This is a genomic window from Streptomyces marincola (assembly GCF_020410765.1).
Classification (GTDB): domain Bacteria; phylum Actinomycetota; class Actinomycetes; order Streptomycetales; family Streptomycetaceae; genus Streptomyces; species Streptomyces marincola.
Window position 1 is genome coordinate 4,992,613 of sequence record NZ_CP084541.1, and the last position, 14,998, is coordinate 5,007,610.

General features: G+C 76.7%; 14 protein-coding genes and 1 pseudogene. 10 read left to right on the forward strand and 5 right to left on the reverse strand.

What is annotated here, in order from left to right:
- The first annotated feature begins 68 nt into the window (after positions 1-68).
- The 6 genes from LC193_RS22020 (at position 69) to LC193_RS22045 (ending at position 6,876) form a co-directional block, all read left to right on the forward strand.
- On the forward strand, positions 69-1,754 hold the full coding sequence (locus tag LC193_RS22020; protein WP_226076787.1) for a prenyltransferase/squalene oxidase repeat-containing protein: 1,686 nt from the start codon (positions 69-71) through the stop codon (positions 1,752-1,754).
- A complete protein-coding gene (locus LC193_RS22025) occupies positions 1,727-2,230 on the forward strand; it encodes an acyl carrier protein (protein ID WP_226076789.1) in 504 nt (167 codons plus the stop codon). Before LC193_RS22020 ends, LC193_RS22025 begins: the two co-directional genes overlap by 28 nt.
- Positions 2,227-3,444, forward strand: coding sequence for a beta-ketoacyl-[acyl-carrier-protein] synthase family protein (locus tag LC193_RS22030; protein WP_226076791.1), 1,218 nt, complete (start codon positions 2,227-2,229; stop codon positions 3,442-3,444). Before LC193_RS22025 ends, LC193_RS22030 begins: the two co-directional genes overlap by 4 nt.
- Positions 3,441-4,679 carry a wax ester/triacylglycerol synthase domain-containing protein gene (locus tag LC193_RS22035; protein WP_226076793.1) on the forward strand — a complete coding sequence of 413 codons (1,239 nt, stop codon included), beginning with the start codon at positions 3,441-3,443 and terminating at the stop codon, positions 4,677-4,679. The genes LC193_RS22030 and LC193_RS22035 overlap by 4 nt, the downstream gene beginning before the upstream one ends.
- Before the next feature lie 151 nt (positions 4,680-4,830).
- The gene (locus tag LC193_RS22040) at positions 4,831-5,658 is read left to right on the forward strand and encodes a DUF427 domain-containing protein (RefSeq protein WP_226076795.1); all 828 of its coding nucleotides are present in this window, start codon (positions 4,831-4,833) and stop codon (positions 5,656-5,658) included.
- A 114-nt stretch (positions 5,659-5,772) separates the two neighbouring features.
- Positions 5,773-6,876 (forward strand): PucR family transcriptional regulator, encoded by a 1,104-nt coding sequence (locus LC193_RS22045; protein WP_404819554.1) that lies wholly within the window; start codon positions 5,773-5,775, stop codon positions 6,874-6,876.
- A gap of 31 nt (positions 6,877-6,907) precedes the next feature.
- Here the strand turns inward: LC193_RS22045 and LC193_RS22050 are convergent, their stop codons facing one another.
- The 3 genes from LC193_RS22050 to LC193_RS22060 all read right to left on the reverse strand — a co-directional run bounded on the left by LC193_RS22050 (position 6,908) and on the right by LC193_RS22060 (position 9,019).
- The gene (locus tag LC193_RS22050) at positions 6,908-7,513 is read right to left on the reverse strand and encodes a dihydrofolate reductase family protein (protein ID WP_226076798.1); all 606 of its coding nucleotides are present in this window, start codon (positions 7,511-7,513) and stop codon (positions 6,908-6,910) included.
- Positions 7,510-8,184 carry a winged helix-turn-helix transcriptional regulator gene (locus tag LC193_RS22055; protein ID WP_226076799.1) on the reverse strand — a complete coding sequence of 225 codons (675 nt, stop codon included), beginning with the start codon at positions 8,182-8,184 and terminating at the stop codon, positions 7,510-7,512. The genes LC193_RS22050 and LC193_RS22055 overlap by 4 nt, the downstream gene beginning before the upstream one ends.
- Before the next feature lie 70 nt (positions 8,185-8,254).
- A complete protein-coding gene (locus tag LC193_RS22060; protein ID WP_226076800.1) occupies positions 8,255-9,019 on the reverse strand; it encodes an alpha/beta fold hydrolase in 765 nt (254 codons plus the stop codon).
- A 545-nt stretch (positions 9,020-9,564) separates the two neighbouring features.
- Between LC193_RS22060 and LC193_RS22065 the strand changes: the two genes are divergently transcribed.
- The 3 genes from LC193_RS22065 (at position 9,565) to LC193_RS22075 (ending at position 12,210) form a co-directional block, all read left to right on the forward strand.
- The gene (locus LC193_RS22065) at positions 9,565-9,930 is read left to right on the forward strand and encodes a polyprenyl synthetase (protein ID WP_318842179.1); all 366 of its coding nucleotides are present in this window, start codon (positions 9,565-9,567) and stop codon (positions 9,928-9,930) included.
- Positions 9,923-10,975, forward strand: coding sequence for a polyprenyl synthetase family protein (locus tag LC193_RS22070; RefSeq protein WP_226076801.1), 1,053 nt, complete (start codon positions 9,923-9,925; stop codon positions 10,973-10,975). Before LC193_RS22065 ends, LC193_RS22070 begins: the two co-directional genes overlap by 8 nt.
- A 74-nt stretch (positions 10,976-11,049) precedes the next feature.
- Positions 11,050-12,210, forward strand: coding sequence for an oxygenase MpaB family protein (locus tag LC193_RS22075; RefSeq protein ID WP_226076802.1), 1,161 nt, complete (start codon positions 11,050-11,052; stop codon positions 12,208-12,210).
- Between the two features lie 20 nt (positions 12,211-12,230).
- Here the strand turns inward: LC193_RS22075 and LC193_RS22080 are convergent, their stop codons facing one another.
- Positions 12,231-13,379 carry a glutathione-independent formaldehyde dehydrogenase gene (locus LC193_RS22080; RefSeq protein WP_226076803.1) on the reverse strand — a complete coding sequence of 383 codons (1,149 nt, stop codon included), beginning with the start codon at positions 13,377-13,379 and terminating at the stop codon, positions 12,231-12,233.
- A gap of 252 nt (positions 13,380-13,631) precedes the next feature.
- Here LC193_RS22080 and LC193_RS22085 point away from each other — a divergent pair, with 252 nt between their 5' ends.
- Positions 13,632-14,792, forward strand: coding sequence for a CapA family protein (locus LC193_RS22085; protein ID WP_226076804.1), 1,161 nt, complete (start codon positions 13,632-13,634; stop codon positions 14,790-14,792).
- 33 nt (positions 14,793-14,825) lie between these two features.
- On the opposite strand, the pseudogene LC193_RS22090 reads toward LC193_RS22085, so the two are convergent.
- Positions 14,826-14,936, reverse strand: a pseudogene (locus tag LC193_RS22090) (AraC family transcriptional regulator); the annotation flags it as partial.
- Positions 14,937-14,998 lie beyond the last annotated feature (62 nt).

Genomic DNA, 14,998 nt, shown 5'->3' on the forward strand with positions numbered 1-14,998 from the left:
CTCGGAATGCCAAGCCAGTTGTTACCCTTGTGCGGCGCATTCGCCGCGCCGTCGCCGTGGAGTCACCCGTGCCCGCGCCCCGCCTCGTTCCCACCCCCGCGCGTCCTTCCGCGCCCCTGTTCGCCCCCGCTACCGCCCCGGGACCCGCGCCGTCCGGGGCGCGTGCCGGGGCACGGGCCGGCTCCGTCGCCGCGGCGGCGAGCGAGCTGCTGGCCGGCTGCGGGCCCGACGGCCGCTGGCGCGGCGGCTGCCGGGGCCGGCTCATCGAGTCGGCCCTCACCGCCCACCTGCTGCGCGCCACCGGCCGGGCCCCGGCCGCGCGGCGCGCCGTCGAGCGCTTCTGCGCGCGCGAGCTCGCGGCGGGGCCGGCCGCGCACCGCGACCCGTTCGACTCGCTGCTCTCCGGCCACCTCGCCGCCGCGGCGCTGCGCCGCAAGGCCCGCCCCGGCGACGCCGCCCGGCTGCGCGCCGCGCTCAGCGGCCACGAGCCCGTCGCCAGCCCGCGCAAACGCGCCCTGATCGCGGCCCTGCTCCGGCTGCTGCGGCCCGAGGAGTCCTGGGACGTGCCGCCGCTGCCGCCCGATCCGCTCGCGGCGGGCGGCGGCGGCTGGCTGCGGCCGACCCTGGCCGCCGTGCGGCTCCTGGCCGGCCCCGAGGACCCCGGCGCGGTGCGCGCCGCGCTCGCCCTGCTGCGCGAGAGCCAGTCCTGCGACGGCAGCTGGGACCAGTACGTGCTCGGCACCGTGACCATCCTGCTCGTGCTGCACACCAGAAGGCTGGCGCCCGACCTGGTCGACCGCGGCCTGCGCTTCGTCGTCTCGCAGGTCAGGGAGGACGGCGGGGTGCCGTTCATCAGCGGGCTCGACCTGTGGCTGACCTCGCTCGCCTCGCTGACCCTGGCCGAGAGCGGCGTCGGCGGGCGCCGGCTCGCCGCGTCCGCCGCGTACCTGTGCGAGGCCCAACTGCCGGACGGCGGCTGGGGGTACGCGCCGGGCGTGACGCACGCCGACACCGACGACACGGCCGTGACCGTGGCGTTCCTGCGCCGGTGCGCGGGCACCGCGGCGCGCGACGCGGCCGACGCGGGCGTCGCCTGGCTGCACACCGCGCAGAACGCGGACGGCGGGTTCAACACCTACGCGGGCGGCGCCCGTTCCGAGGTGGAGATCACCGCGAAGGCGGTGCTCGCCCTGCTGGCCGGCCGGCCGGGCCCCGCGGAACGGACCGCGGCGGCCCGCGGCTGGGACTGGCTCGCGGCGCGCCAGCGGCCCGACGGCGGCTATCCGTACGAGTGGACGCGGTCGGCCGCCTTCCCCGTGCTGCACGTGGTGCGGGCCGCGCGGGCGGTCGCAGGGCACGGCCTGGCCGACCCCGCCCGCGTCGTCGCGGGGGCCGTCGCCAGGGCCGCGCGCGGCCTGCGCGCCGCCGCGCCCGACCCGCTCGGCACGGCCTACGCGGTGGGCGCGCTCGCGGCGGCCGGCCGCGCCGCCGACCCGGCGGCCCTGGCGCGCGGCGTGCGGCTGCTCGCCGCGACGGGCCCGGGCACCGAGGTGCCGCCCGACGCGCTCGGGCCGCGCCCGTTCGTCTACGACGTACCGCTGCTGTACGCGATCTACCGGCTCGGCGGACTCGCCGCCGCGCGCGTCCCGGCGGCCGGGCGCCGCCGGGAAGGCCCGGCGCCGCGCGCCGACGGCTGGAGCAGCGGTGGAAGGAAGAGGAGGAGCACATGGCAGCCCTGTCATTCGGCGATCTGAAGGCCGCGCTCGTGAGCATGGGAGTGCCCGCGGAGGACGTCACGGAGCACACCGTCAGGGAGGAGGCGGGACTCGACTCGCTCGGCGTCGCGGACCTGGCGGCGATCCTGCGCGAGCGCCACGGCCTGGTCGTCGGTGAGGAACGGCTCCTCGCGGCGGTCACGCTCGGCGACCTGTGCCGCGCCATCGCCGCTCAGGACGCCGTCGCCGCTCAGGGGCCGCACGGGGACAAGGAGTCCGGGCAGTCCCAGGAGTTCCAGCGGGTGGAGGAGTCCCGGGAGGCCGCGCCCGGCGGCCTGACCGCCTTCGGCGGCGCGGGCGAGGCGGACGGCGCGGGCATGGTCTGCGCGGGCGGCGTGTGCGGCGTGCCCGCCGCCCCCGGCGCGGGGGGCGGGCTCGCCGCGTTCCCAGGACCGGGCGCGGACGCCGCGCCGGGCGGCCGTGACGGCGCCGGGGCCGCCCCGGCCGGCGCGTGAGCGCGCCCGACGCCGTGTGCGTCACCGGCGTCGGCATGGTGACGCCCGCGGGCGACGGCAGGGAGGCCACCTGGCGGCGCGTCCGCGCGGGCCTGCCGACGGCCGTTCTGGAGAACGAGGGGCAGCCGCCCCGGCTCGTCTGCCGGGTGCCGTCGTTCGGCCCGGAACGGCTCGGCGGGCTCGCGGCCCGCAGGCCCGACCGGTGCGTGCAGCTCGCGCTGCTCGCCGCGCGGGACGCCGTCGCGGACGCCGGGCTCGACCCGGCGCGCTGGGACGGCGCGCGGGTGGCCGTGGTGACGGGCGCGGGCTGCTGCGGGGCCCAGACGTTCGAGGCGCAGCACCGGCTGCTGTCCGAGGCGGGCCAGTACGGCATGTCGGCGTTCTCCGTGCCGGGCTCGCTCGGCAGCGCGCTCGCGGCGCAGCTGACGATGGAGCTGCGCGCCACGGGCCCGGGCTGCACCGTCAACACCGCCTGCGCGTCCGGCGCGACGGCCATCTGCACCGCGCTGGACCTGCTGGCCCTCGACCGGTGCGACGTCGCGGTGGCGGGCGGGGCCGAGGCCCCGCTGACGCCGTTCTACCTCGCGGGCTACGACCGCATGCGGGCCCTCTCCCGCCGGTTCGACGACCCGGCGGGCGCGCTGCGGCCGTTCGACGCGGGCCGCGACGGGTTCGTCCTGGGCGAGGGCGCCGGCATGGTCGTGCTGGAGCGCGAGCGCGACGCGCGGGCGCGCGGCGCCCGCCCCCGCGCCCTGGTCGCCGGGCAGGGCACCGCGTCCGACGCCCACCACGTCGTCCGGCCCGACCCGGCGGGGCGCGGGCTCGCCGCGGCGGTCAGGCAGGCGCTGCGCGCGGCCGGGGCCGCGCCGGGCGACGTGGCGCACGTGAACGCGCACGGCGCCGGCACGCGGCTGGGCGACCGCGTGGAGGCCGACGTGCTCGCGGCCGTGCTGCCGCACCGGCCGCCGGTCACCTCGACCAAGGCCGTGACGGGCCACCTGCTGGGCGCGGCCGGCGCGGTCGAGGCCGCGCTGACGGTGCTCTCCGTCGAGCGGCGGACGATCCCGCCCACCGCGAACCTGACCGCTCCCGCGCCCGGCACCCGGCTCGACCTGGTCACCGAGAGCCGGTCGCAGCGCCTGCCGCTGGCCCTGTCGGTGTCCACCGGGTTCGGCGGGCACAACGCGGCGCTCGCGTTCGCCGAGGCGTCGTGAGCGGCACGGTCGCGCAGGAGCCGCTCGACCGGTTCTTCCTCGATCTGGGCCGCCGGGACGGCGACCTGGACTGGCAGCTCGGCGCGCTGCTGACGTTCCCCGGCACGCCGCCCGCCCCCGCCGAGGTCGCCGCGCACCTGGCCGGGCGCGTGGCCGACGCGCCCGAGCTGACCTACCGCCCGGCGGGCGCGGGGCGGCACGCGCACTGGGCGGCCGACCCGGACTTCGACGCCGCGCGGCACGTGCAGGTCCTGGACCTGCCGGCCGGCGAGGGGCCGCTCGCCGACCGGATGCTGACGGCGCTGCTCGACCGGCCGGCGGCGGCGGGCCGGCCGCTGTGGGACGTGTGGCTGATCCGGGACGAGCGGGCGTTCGGCCTGTGCTACCGGGCGCACCACGGCTTCCAGGACGGCCTGGCCGCGGCGCGCACCGTCGAGTGGTTCTTCGGCACCCGGCAGCGCCGGCCCATGGCCGGCCCCGAGGGCCCGCCGCCCGCGGTGCCGCTGGGCCGCCGGGTCGCCGCGCTGCGGCACGTCCTGCCGCTGCCGCGGCGCCCGGCCCGCTGGTCGGCGCTCGCGGCGCCGCTCTCGGGCCGCAGGGCCGCGCGCACCGCCGAGGTCGGGCTGCCGCGCCTGTACGCGATCGGCCGGGCCACCGGGTCGGGCGTCACGCAGGTGTGCCTGGCCGCGGTGGCCGCGATGCTGCGCGACGGCCACCCGGCGGACTTCGCCGCGCCGGCCGACGGGCTGTCCGCGATCCTCGGCCTCGTCGGGCGCCGGCCGGCCGAGACGTTCCCCCGCCTGGGCAACCGCGCCGCGGGCGCGCAGGTCCCGCTGCCGTGCGGCGAGCCCTCCGCCGCACGCCGGCTCGAACTGCTCGCCGCCCACACGGCGTTCGACCGGCTGGCGGAACGGGCGCGGCACGGCGGCGCCCTGCTCGGGCTGCCCTACCGGCTGGCGCGCCGGGGCCTGGTGCGCGCCCTCGACCCGCGCTTCGCGCCGCTCGCCGTCTCGGACGTGCGGACCCGCGGACCGCTGGCGTTCCGCGGCACCGCGGCCGACGCCGTGCACCCGCTGCCGGTCGGCTCGGCCCGCGCGCGCCTCTTCGTGGCGTGGACGGCGTACCGGGGGCGGCTGCACGTGACGTTCCTCGGCGACGCCGCGCTGCCGGGGCTCGCCGACCTGCCGGCCCGCTGGCACCGCGCGCTCGACGCGCTCGCCCGCGCCGCGCGCTGAACGCCGGTCCCGGCGGCGGCGTGGGCCGTTCGGCCGCTTTCCCCGGCCAGGGACGACTCGAAGGGCCGGGAACGGGGGACCGGTCACCAGGGGCGGTCGCGCGGCGGCGGCCCCGGACGAGCACGGACCGTTCTCGACGAGAGGCAACGCGATGACCCTGACCCTGTCCCACGGCCCGCTGTCCGCGGCCCCGCCGCCGACCGTCAACTACCGCGTGACAGGACCGGCCCACCGCCTGTTCTGGCACCCGTTCCCGCGCCGGGTGCGCGCGCTCGTCGGCGGCGAGACGGTCCTCGACACCCGCGGCGGCCACCTGCTGCACGAGACGGGGCTGCTGCCGCAGCTGTACGTGCCGACCGCCGACGTCAGGTCCCACCTGCTGCGGCCGAGCGACCGCACCACGCACTGCCCGTTCAAGGGGGACGCCGCCTACTGGTCCGTCCACGCGGGGGGCCGCGTCGTGGACAACGCCGTGTGGGCCTACCCGGAGCCCGTCGAGGGCGCGGAGTGGCTGCGCGGGTACCAGGCGCTGTACTGGAGCGCCGCCGACGCCTGGTTCGACGAGGAGGAGCAGGTGCACGGGCACCTGCGGGACCCCTACCACCGGGTCGACGTGCGGCGCAGCGGGAGCACGGTGCGGGTGCTGCTCGACGGCACGCCCGTCGCGGAGACCTCGCGCCCTGTGCTGCTGTCGGAGACCGGGCTGCCGAACCGCTGGTACGTGCCGCCGGAGGACGTGCGCCTCGACCTGCTGACGGGCAGCGCGACCCGCACCGCGTGCCCGTACAAGGGGACGGCGCACTACTGGTCCTTCACCGGCGGCGCGGCGGGCGGTGGCGTCGTGGACGACGTGGCCTGGTCCTACCCCGAGCCGCTCGAAGAGGCCACGCGCGCGGCCGGGTTCCTGTGCTTCGACCACGAACGCGTCACCACGGAGGTCGACGGCCGCCCGCTCGGGCCCACGCGCCCTGCCTCGTAGCGGGACCTGCGGCATATCCTGACTCCCGGCGCGTGCGCCGTGCCGCGCCGCCCGGCGCGCACGCGCCGGGCGCGGGGCAGGGCCGGGGACCACAGGGGAGGGACACGCGTGTCGGTGGACGCGGGGCCGGTGCCCGAGGGCTATCTGGACGGTTACGGCGCGATACTCGCCGACATCTCCGTGACCGGCCGCAGACTGACGCGCGACGAGGTCGACAGCCGCCGCGCGCTGGGGGAACGGGCCGCGCGCGAGGGCGTCGGCCTGCGGGAACTCGTCCGCGGGCACCTCGCCGCCACCCGGTCCGCGTTCCCCGGGCTGCCGGGTGTCGCCGGGGCCTCGGGGGCGCGGCAGGTGCGGGCCACGGCCGAGAGCGTGCTGGCCGCGGCGGAGCAGGCGGTGGACGCGCTCGCCGAGGGCTACGGCAGGGCGCAGCTGCTCGCGGTGCGGCGCGACGAGGCGGCCAGGCGCGAGTTCATCGACGACCTGCTGCACGGGCGCAGCGATCCGGGCGAACTGTCCTCGCGCGCCGCGCGGTTCGGCCTGCACCTGGCGCACAGCCACCTGGTCGCGGTGGCCTGCGGCCCGCAGCCCTACGACGACACCCACCCGGTGACCCGGTGGGCGGCCGACGCGCTCGACGGCCGGTTCGGCGGGCGTCTTGTGCTGCTGGCGACGAAGGACGGAAGGCTGGTGTGCATCACCCCGGGCAACAGGCCGGAGATCGCCGAGCACTTCGCGACGACCGCGCGCGCCTCGGACGGGTCGCCCGAGCAGTGGCGGGTGGCGCTGGGCCGCCCGCACCACGGCCCCGGCGGCATCGTCCAGTCCTACGAGGAGGCGCGCGCCGCGCTCGAACTGGCCGCGCGCATGCGGCTGGACGTGCCCCTGGTGCGCGCGGCCGACCTGCTGGTGTTCGCGATGCTGACGCGGGACCGGCAGGCCATGGCGGACCTGGTGCGTTCCGTCCTCGGCCCGCTGGCCGCCGCGCGAGGCGGCGCCAGGCCGCTGGTCGACACGCTGGACGCGTACTTCGAGGCCGGCTGCGTGGCGGCCGAGGCGGCGCGCAGGCTGTCGTTGAGCGTGCGCGCCCTGACCTACCGGCTGGCGCGCATCCACCGGCTGACCGGCGCCGACCCGGCGGACGCGCTCCAGCGCTACACCTTGCAGACGGCCGTGATCGGCGCCCGGCTCCTGGGCTGGCCGGAACAGGAGCTGTGACGCGCGGCGCCCCCCGGCGCGCCGGGGGCGTTCACCGCCGCACGCGGTAGGTGAGGTGCGTGGCGTACGGGGTGGGGGCGACGTCCGCCTGGTCGAGCGGCAGCGGGCCCTCGACGCGGTCGGAGAGCCGGGTGCCCTCGCCCATGAGGACCGGCGAGAGGTGGATGCGCAGCTCGTCCACGAGTCCGAGGCTCAGGGCCTGCCCGATGACGTCGGCGCCGCCCATGATGACCACCTCGCGGTCCCCGGCCGCCGCGCGGGCGGCCTCGACCGCTGCGGCGACGCCGTCCGTGACGAACGTGAACCCGCTGCGGTGGCGGGGGCGTTCCGGCGCGGCGTGGGTGACGACGAAGTTCGGCGGGGCCTTGGACTGGTCCTGCTCGTAGCCGTAGCCCGTGTCGCCCGCCCAGCCGCCCGCGCCGTCGATCACGTCGAACGTGCGCCGCCCCATGACCACCGCGCCCGTGGCCGCGAAGCCGGCGTCGAGCAGGGCGGCGTCCCGGGGCGAGGGCTCGGGCGGGTCCACCCAGCCGTGGATGGCGTCGCCCCCGGTGCCGAGACCGCGCCCGGGTCCCGCGTCGGGGCCGGTGACGAAGCCGTCGAGGGACAGGGAGATGTCGGCTGCGACCTTGCTCATGCGGGCACGTCCGGGGAGGGAGGAGGGGCGGGCAGGGCGAAACAGGTGAGGAACGCCTCAAGCTCGGCGGCGGACCCGTCGAGCGCGAGCAGCCGCCGTTCCACGGCGCGGCCGACCGTCAGGTCGCGGTAGGCCAGGTCGGCCAGCACGCCCGGGGGCGCTTCGGCGCGCGGGCCCGGGGGGTTGCCCGCGCCGGTGGCGCGGGCGATGGCGAAGGCGCCGTCGCGCACGCGTGCGTCGAACACGTCCTCGCCCATGACCAGCCGGCACCCGGCGGCCACGCCGCCGGCCGCCTCGGGGCGGAAGGTGGTCCTGAGCGAGAGCGCGAACGACGACGGGCTGAGCGCCGTGTGCTCAGGCCCCACGGGGGTGTGCGCGGCCCAGCGGCCGAGCGCGATCAGCACCGGCTCCAACGCGGCGCCCCACGGGGTCAGTTCGTACACGGTCACGGCGGCTGGGGCCGCGAGGCGGCGTTTGGCGAGCACTCCGGCCGCCGCCAGTCCGTCCAGCCGCGCCCCCAGCATGTTCGTGCTCACGCCGGGCAGCGCGGCTGCCAGGTCGGACCAGCGGCGCGGGCCGAACAGCAACTCCCGCACGATCGGCAGCGCCCAGCGCTCCCCGACCGTGTCGAGCGCGCGCGTGATGCCGCAGGCGTCGGCGTACGTCCTCACGCTCTCTTTCTACAAGCGTCGACTTGCTTTTTGCAAGTGAGCTTGCGGGTGGTCGCCGTGCCGCCCGGCGTCAGCCCGTGAGTTCGCCGGCGCGCGCCTCGGTGTCCTCGGTGTCCTCGGTGTCCTCGACGGCCTCCTGTCCGCCGAGCCAGTCGTCCAGGCACGCCATGAACGCGCCGAAGTCGTCCCGGTGCATCGTGTGCCCGGTGCCGGGCACCGTGCGCGTGGCGAAGCCGCGCCCGCGCAGTGCGGCGGCGTGCGCCGGGGTCACGAGGCCGCCGTCGCCCGGTAGTTGGACGAGGGTGGGCGCGAGCGGCGCGTCCGGCGTGAAGTCCGTGTGCGCCAGGTCCTTGATGCCGAACGCGGTGCGCGAGTCCCACAGCCGCCGCGTCGCGACCTCGGTGTCCACGTCGACGGCGGACCAGCGCGGGTGCGCGGCGACGATGTCCGCGCGCGTGGCGTTCCCCGCGGTGATGAGCGCCACCGGGTCGTGGCGCCGCCCGTCGAACAGCCGCCAGGACGGGTCCGCGTACACCGTGCGGGCGGGGCGCAGCCGCTCGGCGGCCAGGGCCAGCGCCAGGCCGCCGAGCGAGTGCCCGATCGCCAGGTCGGCCCCGGCGGGCAGGGTCTCGGCGAGGTCGTCGGCGAAGTCGGCCGGCGCGTAGGTGCCGCGCCCGCTGAGGCCGTGTCCGCGCAGGTCCACCGCGATCACGCGGTACCCGCGGTCCGCGAGCGCCGGGCCGACCCGCCGCCAGGTGCGGTGGTCGGCCATGATGCCGTGGATGAGGAGCGCCACCCGGTCGCCCTCGCCCCAGGTGCGTGTGTGCAGCAACATGACTGTTCCCGTCCCTTCGCGTCCGTTCCGCGATCGGCCTTGCCCTGTGTCGCGGGTGCCGCCCCGGAACCGGCCCCGGGGCACGGAGCCGCCGCGCGCCGTTCCCCTCCCGCTGCCCGGCCGGGGCGGGTACACCCCCGCGGTTCCCGCCCCGGCCGGCCGGCGCGCCCTCGGGCCCGCCCGGTCTCCTCCGCGCGGCGTGCGCGCGGGCCGGCGGCGGCCACAGCCACGTGGTCCGGCTCCGGCAATGCCGGGACCGGGAAACCACTCCGCCGCGCTCGTGATGTGAAGTCGCTCCCTGGCTGGTGAAGTTATGTTCTCATCCGGAACCGCCTCACCGCATTGCCGGTTTCCGGCAGTCTTAACGCGTTCTTAATGCCTGCCCGGTGCGCGCCGGCCGCGAGAGGGAGGCCGAGCCGTAAATCGCATGAGTCTTCTGGTTGTTCACCCGAACGTGGTTTTTCGCACCGCCGCCCGGCGCGGCGCGGGACCCTGGGGCCGACGCGTGGCGAACGTGCGCCCGCGAGGTCGCGAAGGGGGACGGCATGGCGGCACCGACCGGAGAGCAGCGAGGCCCGGAGCAGGACGCGGTGCTGCTCGCCGCGGGACTCGCAGACCTGGCCGTCGGCCTCCTCGGCTCGGCCGTGGGGACGGCGCGCCGCTTCCTGCGCCGCTCCGACGCGCGGGACCTCATCGCGGACGCCGTGCGCGACCTCAGGGCCAGGGGCCGGCTGGCCCTCGACCGGCAGGGCGGCCCCGAGCCCGCGTACCTCGACGTGCTCGCCCGGCAGGTACTCGCGCGGCGCGACGCCCGGGAGACGCGCACGGCCGACGCGGGCACGGCCGACGCGGGCACGGCCGACGCGCGCACGGCCGACACGCGCACGGCCGACGCGGGCGCCGATGACTGACCGGCACGACGCCCAGGCGTTCAAGGCCCGCATCGACGACGTGCTGGCGCGGTTCACCGCCCTTGAGGCCGACCAGCTCCTGGCCATCGACCCCGAACTGCGGCCCGTCGCCGACCGGGTGACGGCCGCGGTCGCCGAGGGCAAACGGCTGCGGGCGGCGTTCTGCTACTGGGGCTGGCGCGCCGCCGGGCAGCCCGACAGCGACGCCCTCGTCCGGGCCGCGGCCTCGATGGAGCTGGTGCACGCCGCCGCGGTCGTCCACGACGACCTCATCGACGACAGCGCGCGCCGCCACGGCCGCCCCACGACGCACGTGGCCCTGCGGGCCGCGCTGCACCGCAGGCCGCGCGCCGCGGGCGCGGCCCGCGCGCTCGCCATGCTGGTCGGGGACCTGCTGATGTCGCTGGCCGGGCAGCTGTTCACGACCAGCGGCCTGCCCGCCGCCTACCTCGGCCGGGCCCGGCCCCTGTGGGCCCGGCTGGCCCGCGACCTGATCGCGGGGGAGTGCCTTGAGGTCCTGCGCACCGGAACGATGGGCGACACGGCCGCCTCGTTGCAGGTCGTCCGCTACAAGACCGCCAAGTACACCGTCGAGCAGCCCCTGTTGATCGGCGGCGCGCTCGCCGGGGCGGGGGAGCGGCTGAGCGCGGGCTACTCGGCGTTCGGCCTGCCGCTCGGGGAGGCGTTCCAGCTGCGCGACGACCTGCTCGGGATGTTCGGCGACCCGGCCCGCACCGGCAAGGACGAGGGGGACGACCTGCGCGCCCGGCGTCCCACCGCGCTGCTCGCCGAGACCTGGCGCGCGGCGGACGCCGCCGAGCGCGGGCAACTGCGCGCGCTGCTGGGCCGCCGCGACCTCGACGCGAGCGGCGTGGCGCGCGTCCGCGAGCTGATGGACCGGCTCGGCGCCCCGGCGGCCGTCGAACGCATGATCGCCGACCGGGTCGCGGAGGCCACCGGCGTGCTGGCCGGCCTGAACATCCCCGCGTCCGCCGCCCGGGCCCTGACCGGACTTGCGCACGCGGCGACCGCGCGTGGGCACTGACCCGGCGCGGCACGGGCCCGCCGCTCCCCGGCGGGCCCGCCTCCGTTGTCCCAGCGAGTGCGAGGAGCACTGACATGCCCTACGACGACGCGTCGATGGACGCGCTGCGCCGGTCCGGCGACGAGCTCGCGGACGCCACCGTGGCCACACTGTTCGAACGAGGGGAGGTCGGCACGTTCAACTCCCTGATGCGCTTCGTCTCGACCGCGGGCGCGCCCCTGCCCGAGGGGCTGCCCGACGTCGCACGGGACTACCTGGAGCGGACGAGCGCGCCGCCGTCCTGGGTGGACTGGGACGAGATGGAACGGGCGCGGCTGTTCTTCATCGACAACAACGTGCACATCTCCACCGCCCTCGCGTTCGCCTCCATGCCCGCGTGCTACCTCCTCCCGCACGGCGCGCGCCTGCTGTCGACGACCCACGGCCTCGACTACCCGTCCCGGCGGATGGCGGAGACCGGCCAGTTCACCGTGCACCTGATGGCACCGGACGCGTTCGAGGCGGGCAGCCGGTTCCTCCCGGCCGTGCAGAAGGTCAGGCTGCTGCACGCCTCGATCCGCCACCACCTGGTGCGGGAGGGGCGCTGGGACGTCGGTTCGCAGGGCGTGCCGATCTGCCAGGAGGACATGATCGGCGCGCAGATGCTCTTCTCGCTGCTGGTGCTCGACAGCCTGCACCGGCTGGGCGTGCACATGAGCACCGAGGGCGCGCGGGCGTACTTCTACGCCTGGCGCGTGGTCGGCGCGATGCTGGGCGTGGACCAGGATGCCGCACCGACGGACCTCGAATCCGCCCGCGGCTTCCTGGACCGCTACCTGCTGCGCCACATGGGCCCGAGCGAGGAAGGGGCCCGGCTGACGCGGCAGTTGATCGACCTGTACGAGGAGGTGGTGCCCGGCACGTTCTTCGACCCGATCGTCGCCGCGCTCATCCGCCACCTGATCGGGGACACGTGCGCCGACTGGCTGCGGGTGCCGCGCGCCGCGTGGGACACGGTCATCGGGCTGCTGCCCCGGCTGCTCGGCGTCCTGGAGACGCTCGAGGACCGGTCACCCCTCGGCGCCTGGGCGCTCGACCGCCTCGGTCACCTGACGACCATCTTCGAACTCTCCTCGCTCACCCGCGGCCGCGTCATGCACTACGCGATCCCCGAGCATCTGCGGAAGGACTTCGGTGTGTCGTCGACGGTGCCCCCGGGACGCCGCTGGACGCCCCCGCCCACGACGGTGTTCTGACCCCCGGCGGGTCAGGCGGGTCAGGCGGCCTTGGTCATCGCGGGTTTGAGCAGGACCTTGGTCCAGCCGTCGGTGCGCTTGTCGAAGCGGTCGTACGCCTCCGGCGCGTCCTCAAGCGGCAGCCGGTGGGAGACGACGAAGCCGGGGGCGGCGCGGCCCGCGATGATCAGGTCGCGCAGGTGCCGGTTGTACGCCTTGACGTTGGCCTGCCCGGTGCCCATGCGCTGGCCCTTCTCGAAGAACCGGCCCATCTTGAACAGCAGTTCACCCCGCCGGGCCGCCTCGCTCGGGCCGCCGGGGTCGCCCGGCACGTACAGGCCGACGACGCCGAGGGTGCCGGTGGGGCGGACCGCCTCGACCAGGGTGTTGAGGACGAGCGCGGGCTGCTCCTCGCCCTCGCGGACGGTGGCCTGGTAGCCGACGGCGTCGATGCCCTTGTCGGTGCCCTCGCCGTTCGTCAGGTCCTTGATCTGCTCGGCCGCGTCGGCCGCGGTGTAGTCGACGGGCACGGCGCCGATGCGTTCGGCCAGGGCGAGCCGGTCGGGCTGCCGGTCGACGACGAAGACCCGCGAGGCGCCGCGCAGGAACGCCGAGTAGGCCGCCATCAGCCCGACCGGACCCGCGCCGAAGACGCACACGGTCTCGCCCGGGGAGACCCCGGCGAGTTCGGTGGCGTGGTAGCCGGTCGGGAAGATGTCGGCGAGCAGCGCGAAGTCGTCCTCGTGCTCCTCGCCCTTGGGCAGTTGCAGGCAGTTGTAGTCGGCGAACGGCACCCGCAGGTACTCGGCCTGGCCGCCGCGGTAGGGGCCCATCGAGACGTAGCCGTAGGCGCCGCCCGCGAAGCCGTCGTTGACGGTGAGGCAGAAGCCGGTGTTGCCCGCCTGGCAGTTCTTGCAGAAGCCGCAGGCGACGTTGAACGGCATGACGACCCGGTCGCCCGGCCGCACGCTTGCGACGCCTGGGCCCGCCTCCTCGACGACGCCCATGTTCTCGTGGCCGAAGACGATGCCGGGTTCCGCCGCCGTCCTGCCCTCGTACATGTGCAGGTCGGAGCCGCAGATGGCGGTGGTCGTGACGCGTACGACGACGTCGGTCGGGTCCTCGATGCGCGGATCGGACACGTCCTGCACCGCCACCGAGTAGGGCTCCTGGTAAACGACGGCCCGCATGCTGCCTCCCGTGCGCTCGACTGGTGGTGAGCTTTTGAGGTGATTCGCGGCACTTCGGTGCTTTAGCCCACTCTAGTGGCGGCGGAGCGGGGCCGCGACCGGGCGCGGGGTCCGCTTCCCGGGTGCATCCCGGCGGCCGTTCCGGTGACGCGCGCCGTCCCGGGCGAGCGGTCACTCTCCGCACATATAAGTGTGACTATCGGATGTTATGCACTTTTCATTCCCCCGATCGCCTTCCGTGCGGAGAACACCGTGTCACCTGAACCAGCCCGCCGTGCCGCCCGCCCCGCCGCCGCGGCACTCCTCCTCTGCGCCCTCGCCGCGTGCGGCGAGGAGGCCGCGCCCGCGCCGGAGAACAGGAAGGAGCCCGCCGCCGCGCAGCCCGCGGCCGAGGGCTTCACCCTCGTCGCCACCGGCGACCTGCTCGTGCACGACTCCGTCATCCGCCAGGCGAACGCCGACGCCGGCGGTCGCGGCCACGACTTCCGGCGCATGCTCGCCGCGGCGGAGCCCACCGTCGCGTCCGCCGACCTGGCGCTGTGCCACATGGAGACCGTCTACGGGCCCGACGGCGGGCCGTTCACCGGCTACCCGGCGTTCACGACCCCGCCCGAGATCGCGGAAGCCGTGGCCTCCGTCGGCTACGACTCCTGCTCCACCGCCTCCAACCACACCCTGGACGCCGGCGCGGACGGAGTCGTCCGCACCCTGGACGCCATGGACCGCGCGGGCCTGGCGCACGCCGGTTCGGCGCGCACCGCCGAGGAACGCGACACCCCCGTCCTCCTCGACGCCGGTCCGGCGAAGGTCGCCCACCTCGCCTACACCTACGGCACCAACGGCATCCCCGTTCCGGCGGGCGAACCCTGGCTGGTCAACCTCATCGAGCCCGAGCGCATCGTCGCGGACGCCCGCGCGGCCCGCGACGCGGGCGCGGACGTGGTCGTCGTCAGCATGCACTGGGGCACGGAGTGGCAGGAGGAGCCCGACGGCACCCAGCTCGGGCTCGCCGGCCTGCTGACCGCGTCCACCCGCGAGGGCCGCAAGGACATCGACCTCGTGCTCGGCACGCACGCCCACGTGCCGCAGGCGTTCGAGAAGGTCAACGGCACCTGGGTGGTCTACGGCATGGGCGACCAGATCGCCGGCGTCATGACCGACCCGCGCGGGCAGTTGGGCACGGCCGCGCGCTTCACGTTCGCGCCGCCCAAGGCCGCGGGGGAGCCCTGGGCGGTCGAGAAGGCCGAGTACATCCCGCACCGCGTCGACAACGACCCCATCACCCTGGTCAACCTCCCGCGCGCGCTGGCCGCCGAGCCGGGCGACGCCGAGCACCGGGCCGCGCTCGACGCCGTCGGCGCCGCCGTGCTCGCCCGGGGCGCGGCGGCCGACGGCCTGGTCCTGGGCCACTGACGCCACTGACGCCACGGCTCCCCGGGCCAACGGCCGCGTGGCGCGGAACGTGCGGCGGTGGACATCCGGTGGCACGCCGATGACGCGGTTGAAGTGGCGGCGCGAAGTCGTACCCGTGCCCATGCCGGTGGCCGCCGCGAGGGAAACCCGAATCGCACGGGCCATGGCGTTCCGGACACGCACCCCGACCGGTCACCGCCGCCAGG

What these genes read in the sequence shown, in the direction of transcription:
- LC193_RS22075 (WP_226076802.1), top strand. Translation starts at nt 11,050, where the DNA reads ATGCCCTACGACGACGCGTCGATGGACGCGCTGCGCCGGTCCGGCGAC.
- LC193_RS22050 (WP_226076798.1), bottom strand. Translation starts at nt 7,513, where the DNA reads ATGAGCAAGGTCGCAGCCGACATCTCCCTGTCCCTCGACGGCTTCGTC.
- LC193_RS22025 (WP_226076789.1), top strand. Translation starts at nt 1,727, where the DNA reads ATGGCAGCCCTGTCATTCGGCGATCTGAAGGCCGCGCTCGTGAGCATG.
- LC193_RS22040 (WP_226076795.1), top strand. Translation starts at nt 4,831, where the DNA reads ATGACCCTGACCCTGTCCCACGGCCCGCTGTCCGCGGCCCCGCCGCCG.
- LC193_RS22070 (WP_226076801.1), top strand. Translation starts at nt 9,923, where the DNA reads ATGACTGACCGGCACGACGCCCAGGCGTTCAAGGCCCGCATCGACGAC.
- LC193_RS22080 (WP_226076803.1), bottom strand. Translation starts at nt 13,379, where the DNA reads ATGCGGGCCGTCGTTTACCAGGAGCCCTACTCGGTGGCGGTGCAGGAC.
- LC193_RS22065 (WP_318842179.1), top strand. Translation starts at nt 9,565, where the DNA reads ATGGCGGCACCGACCGGAGAGCAGCGAGGCCCGGAGCAGGACGCGGTG.
- LC193_RS22060 (WP_226076800.1), bottom strand. Translation starts at nt 9,019, where the DNA reads ATGTTGCTGCACACACGCACCTGGGGCGAGGGCGACCGGGTGGCGCTC.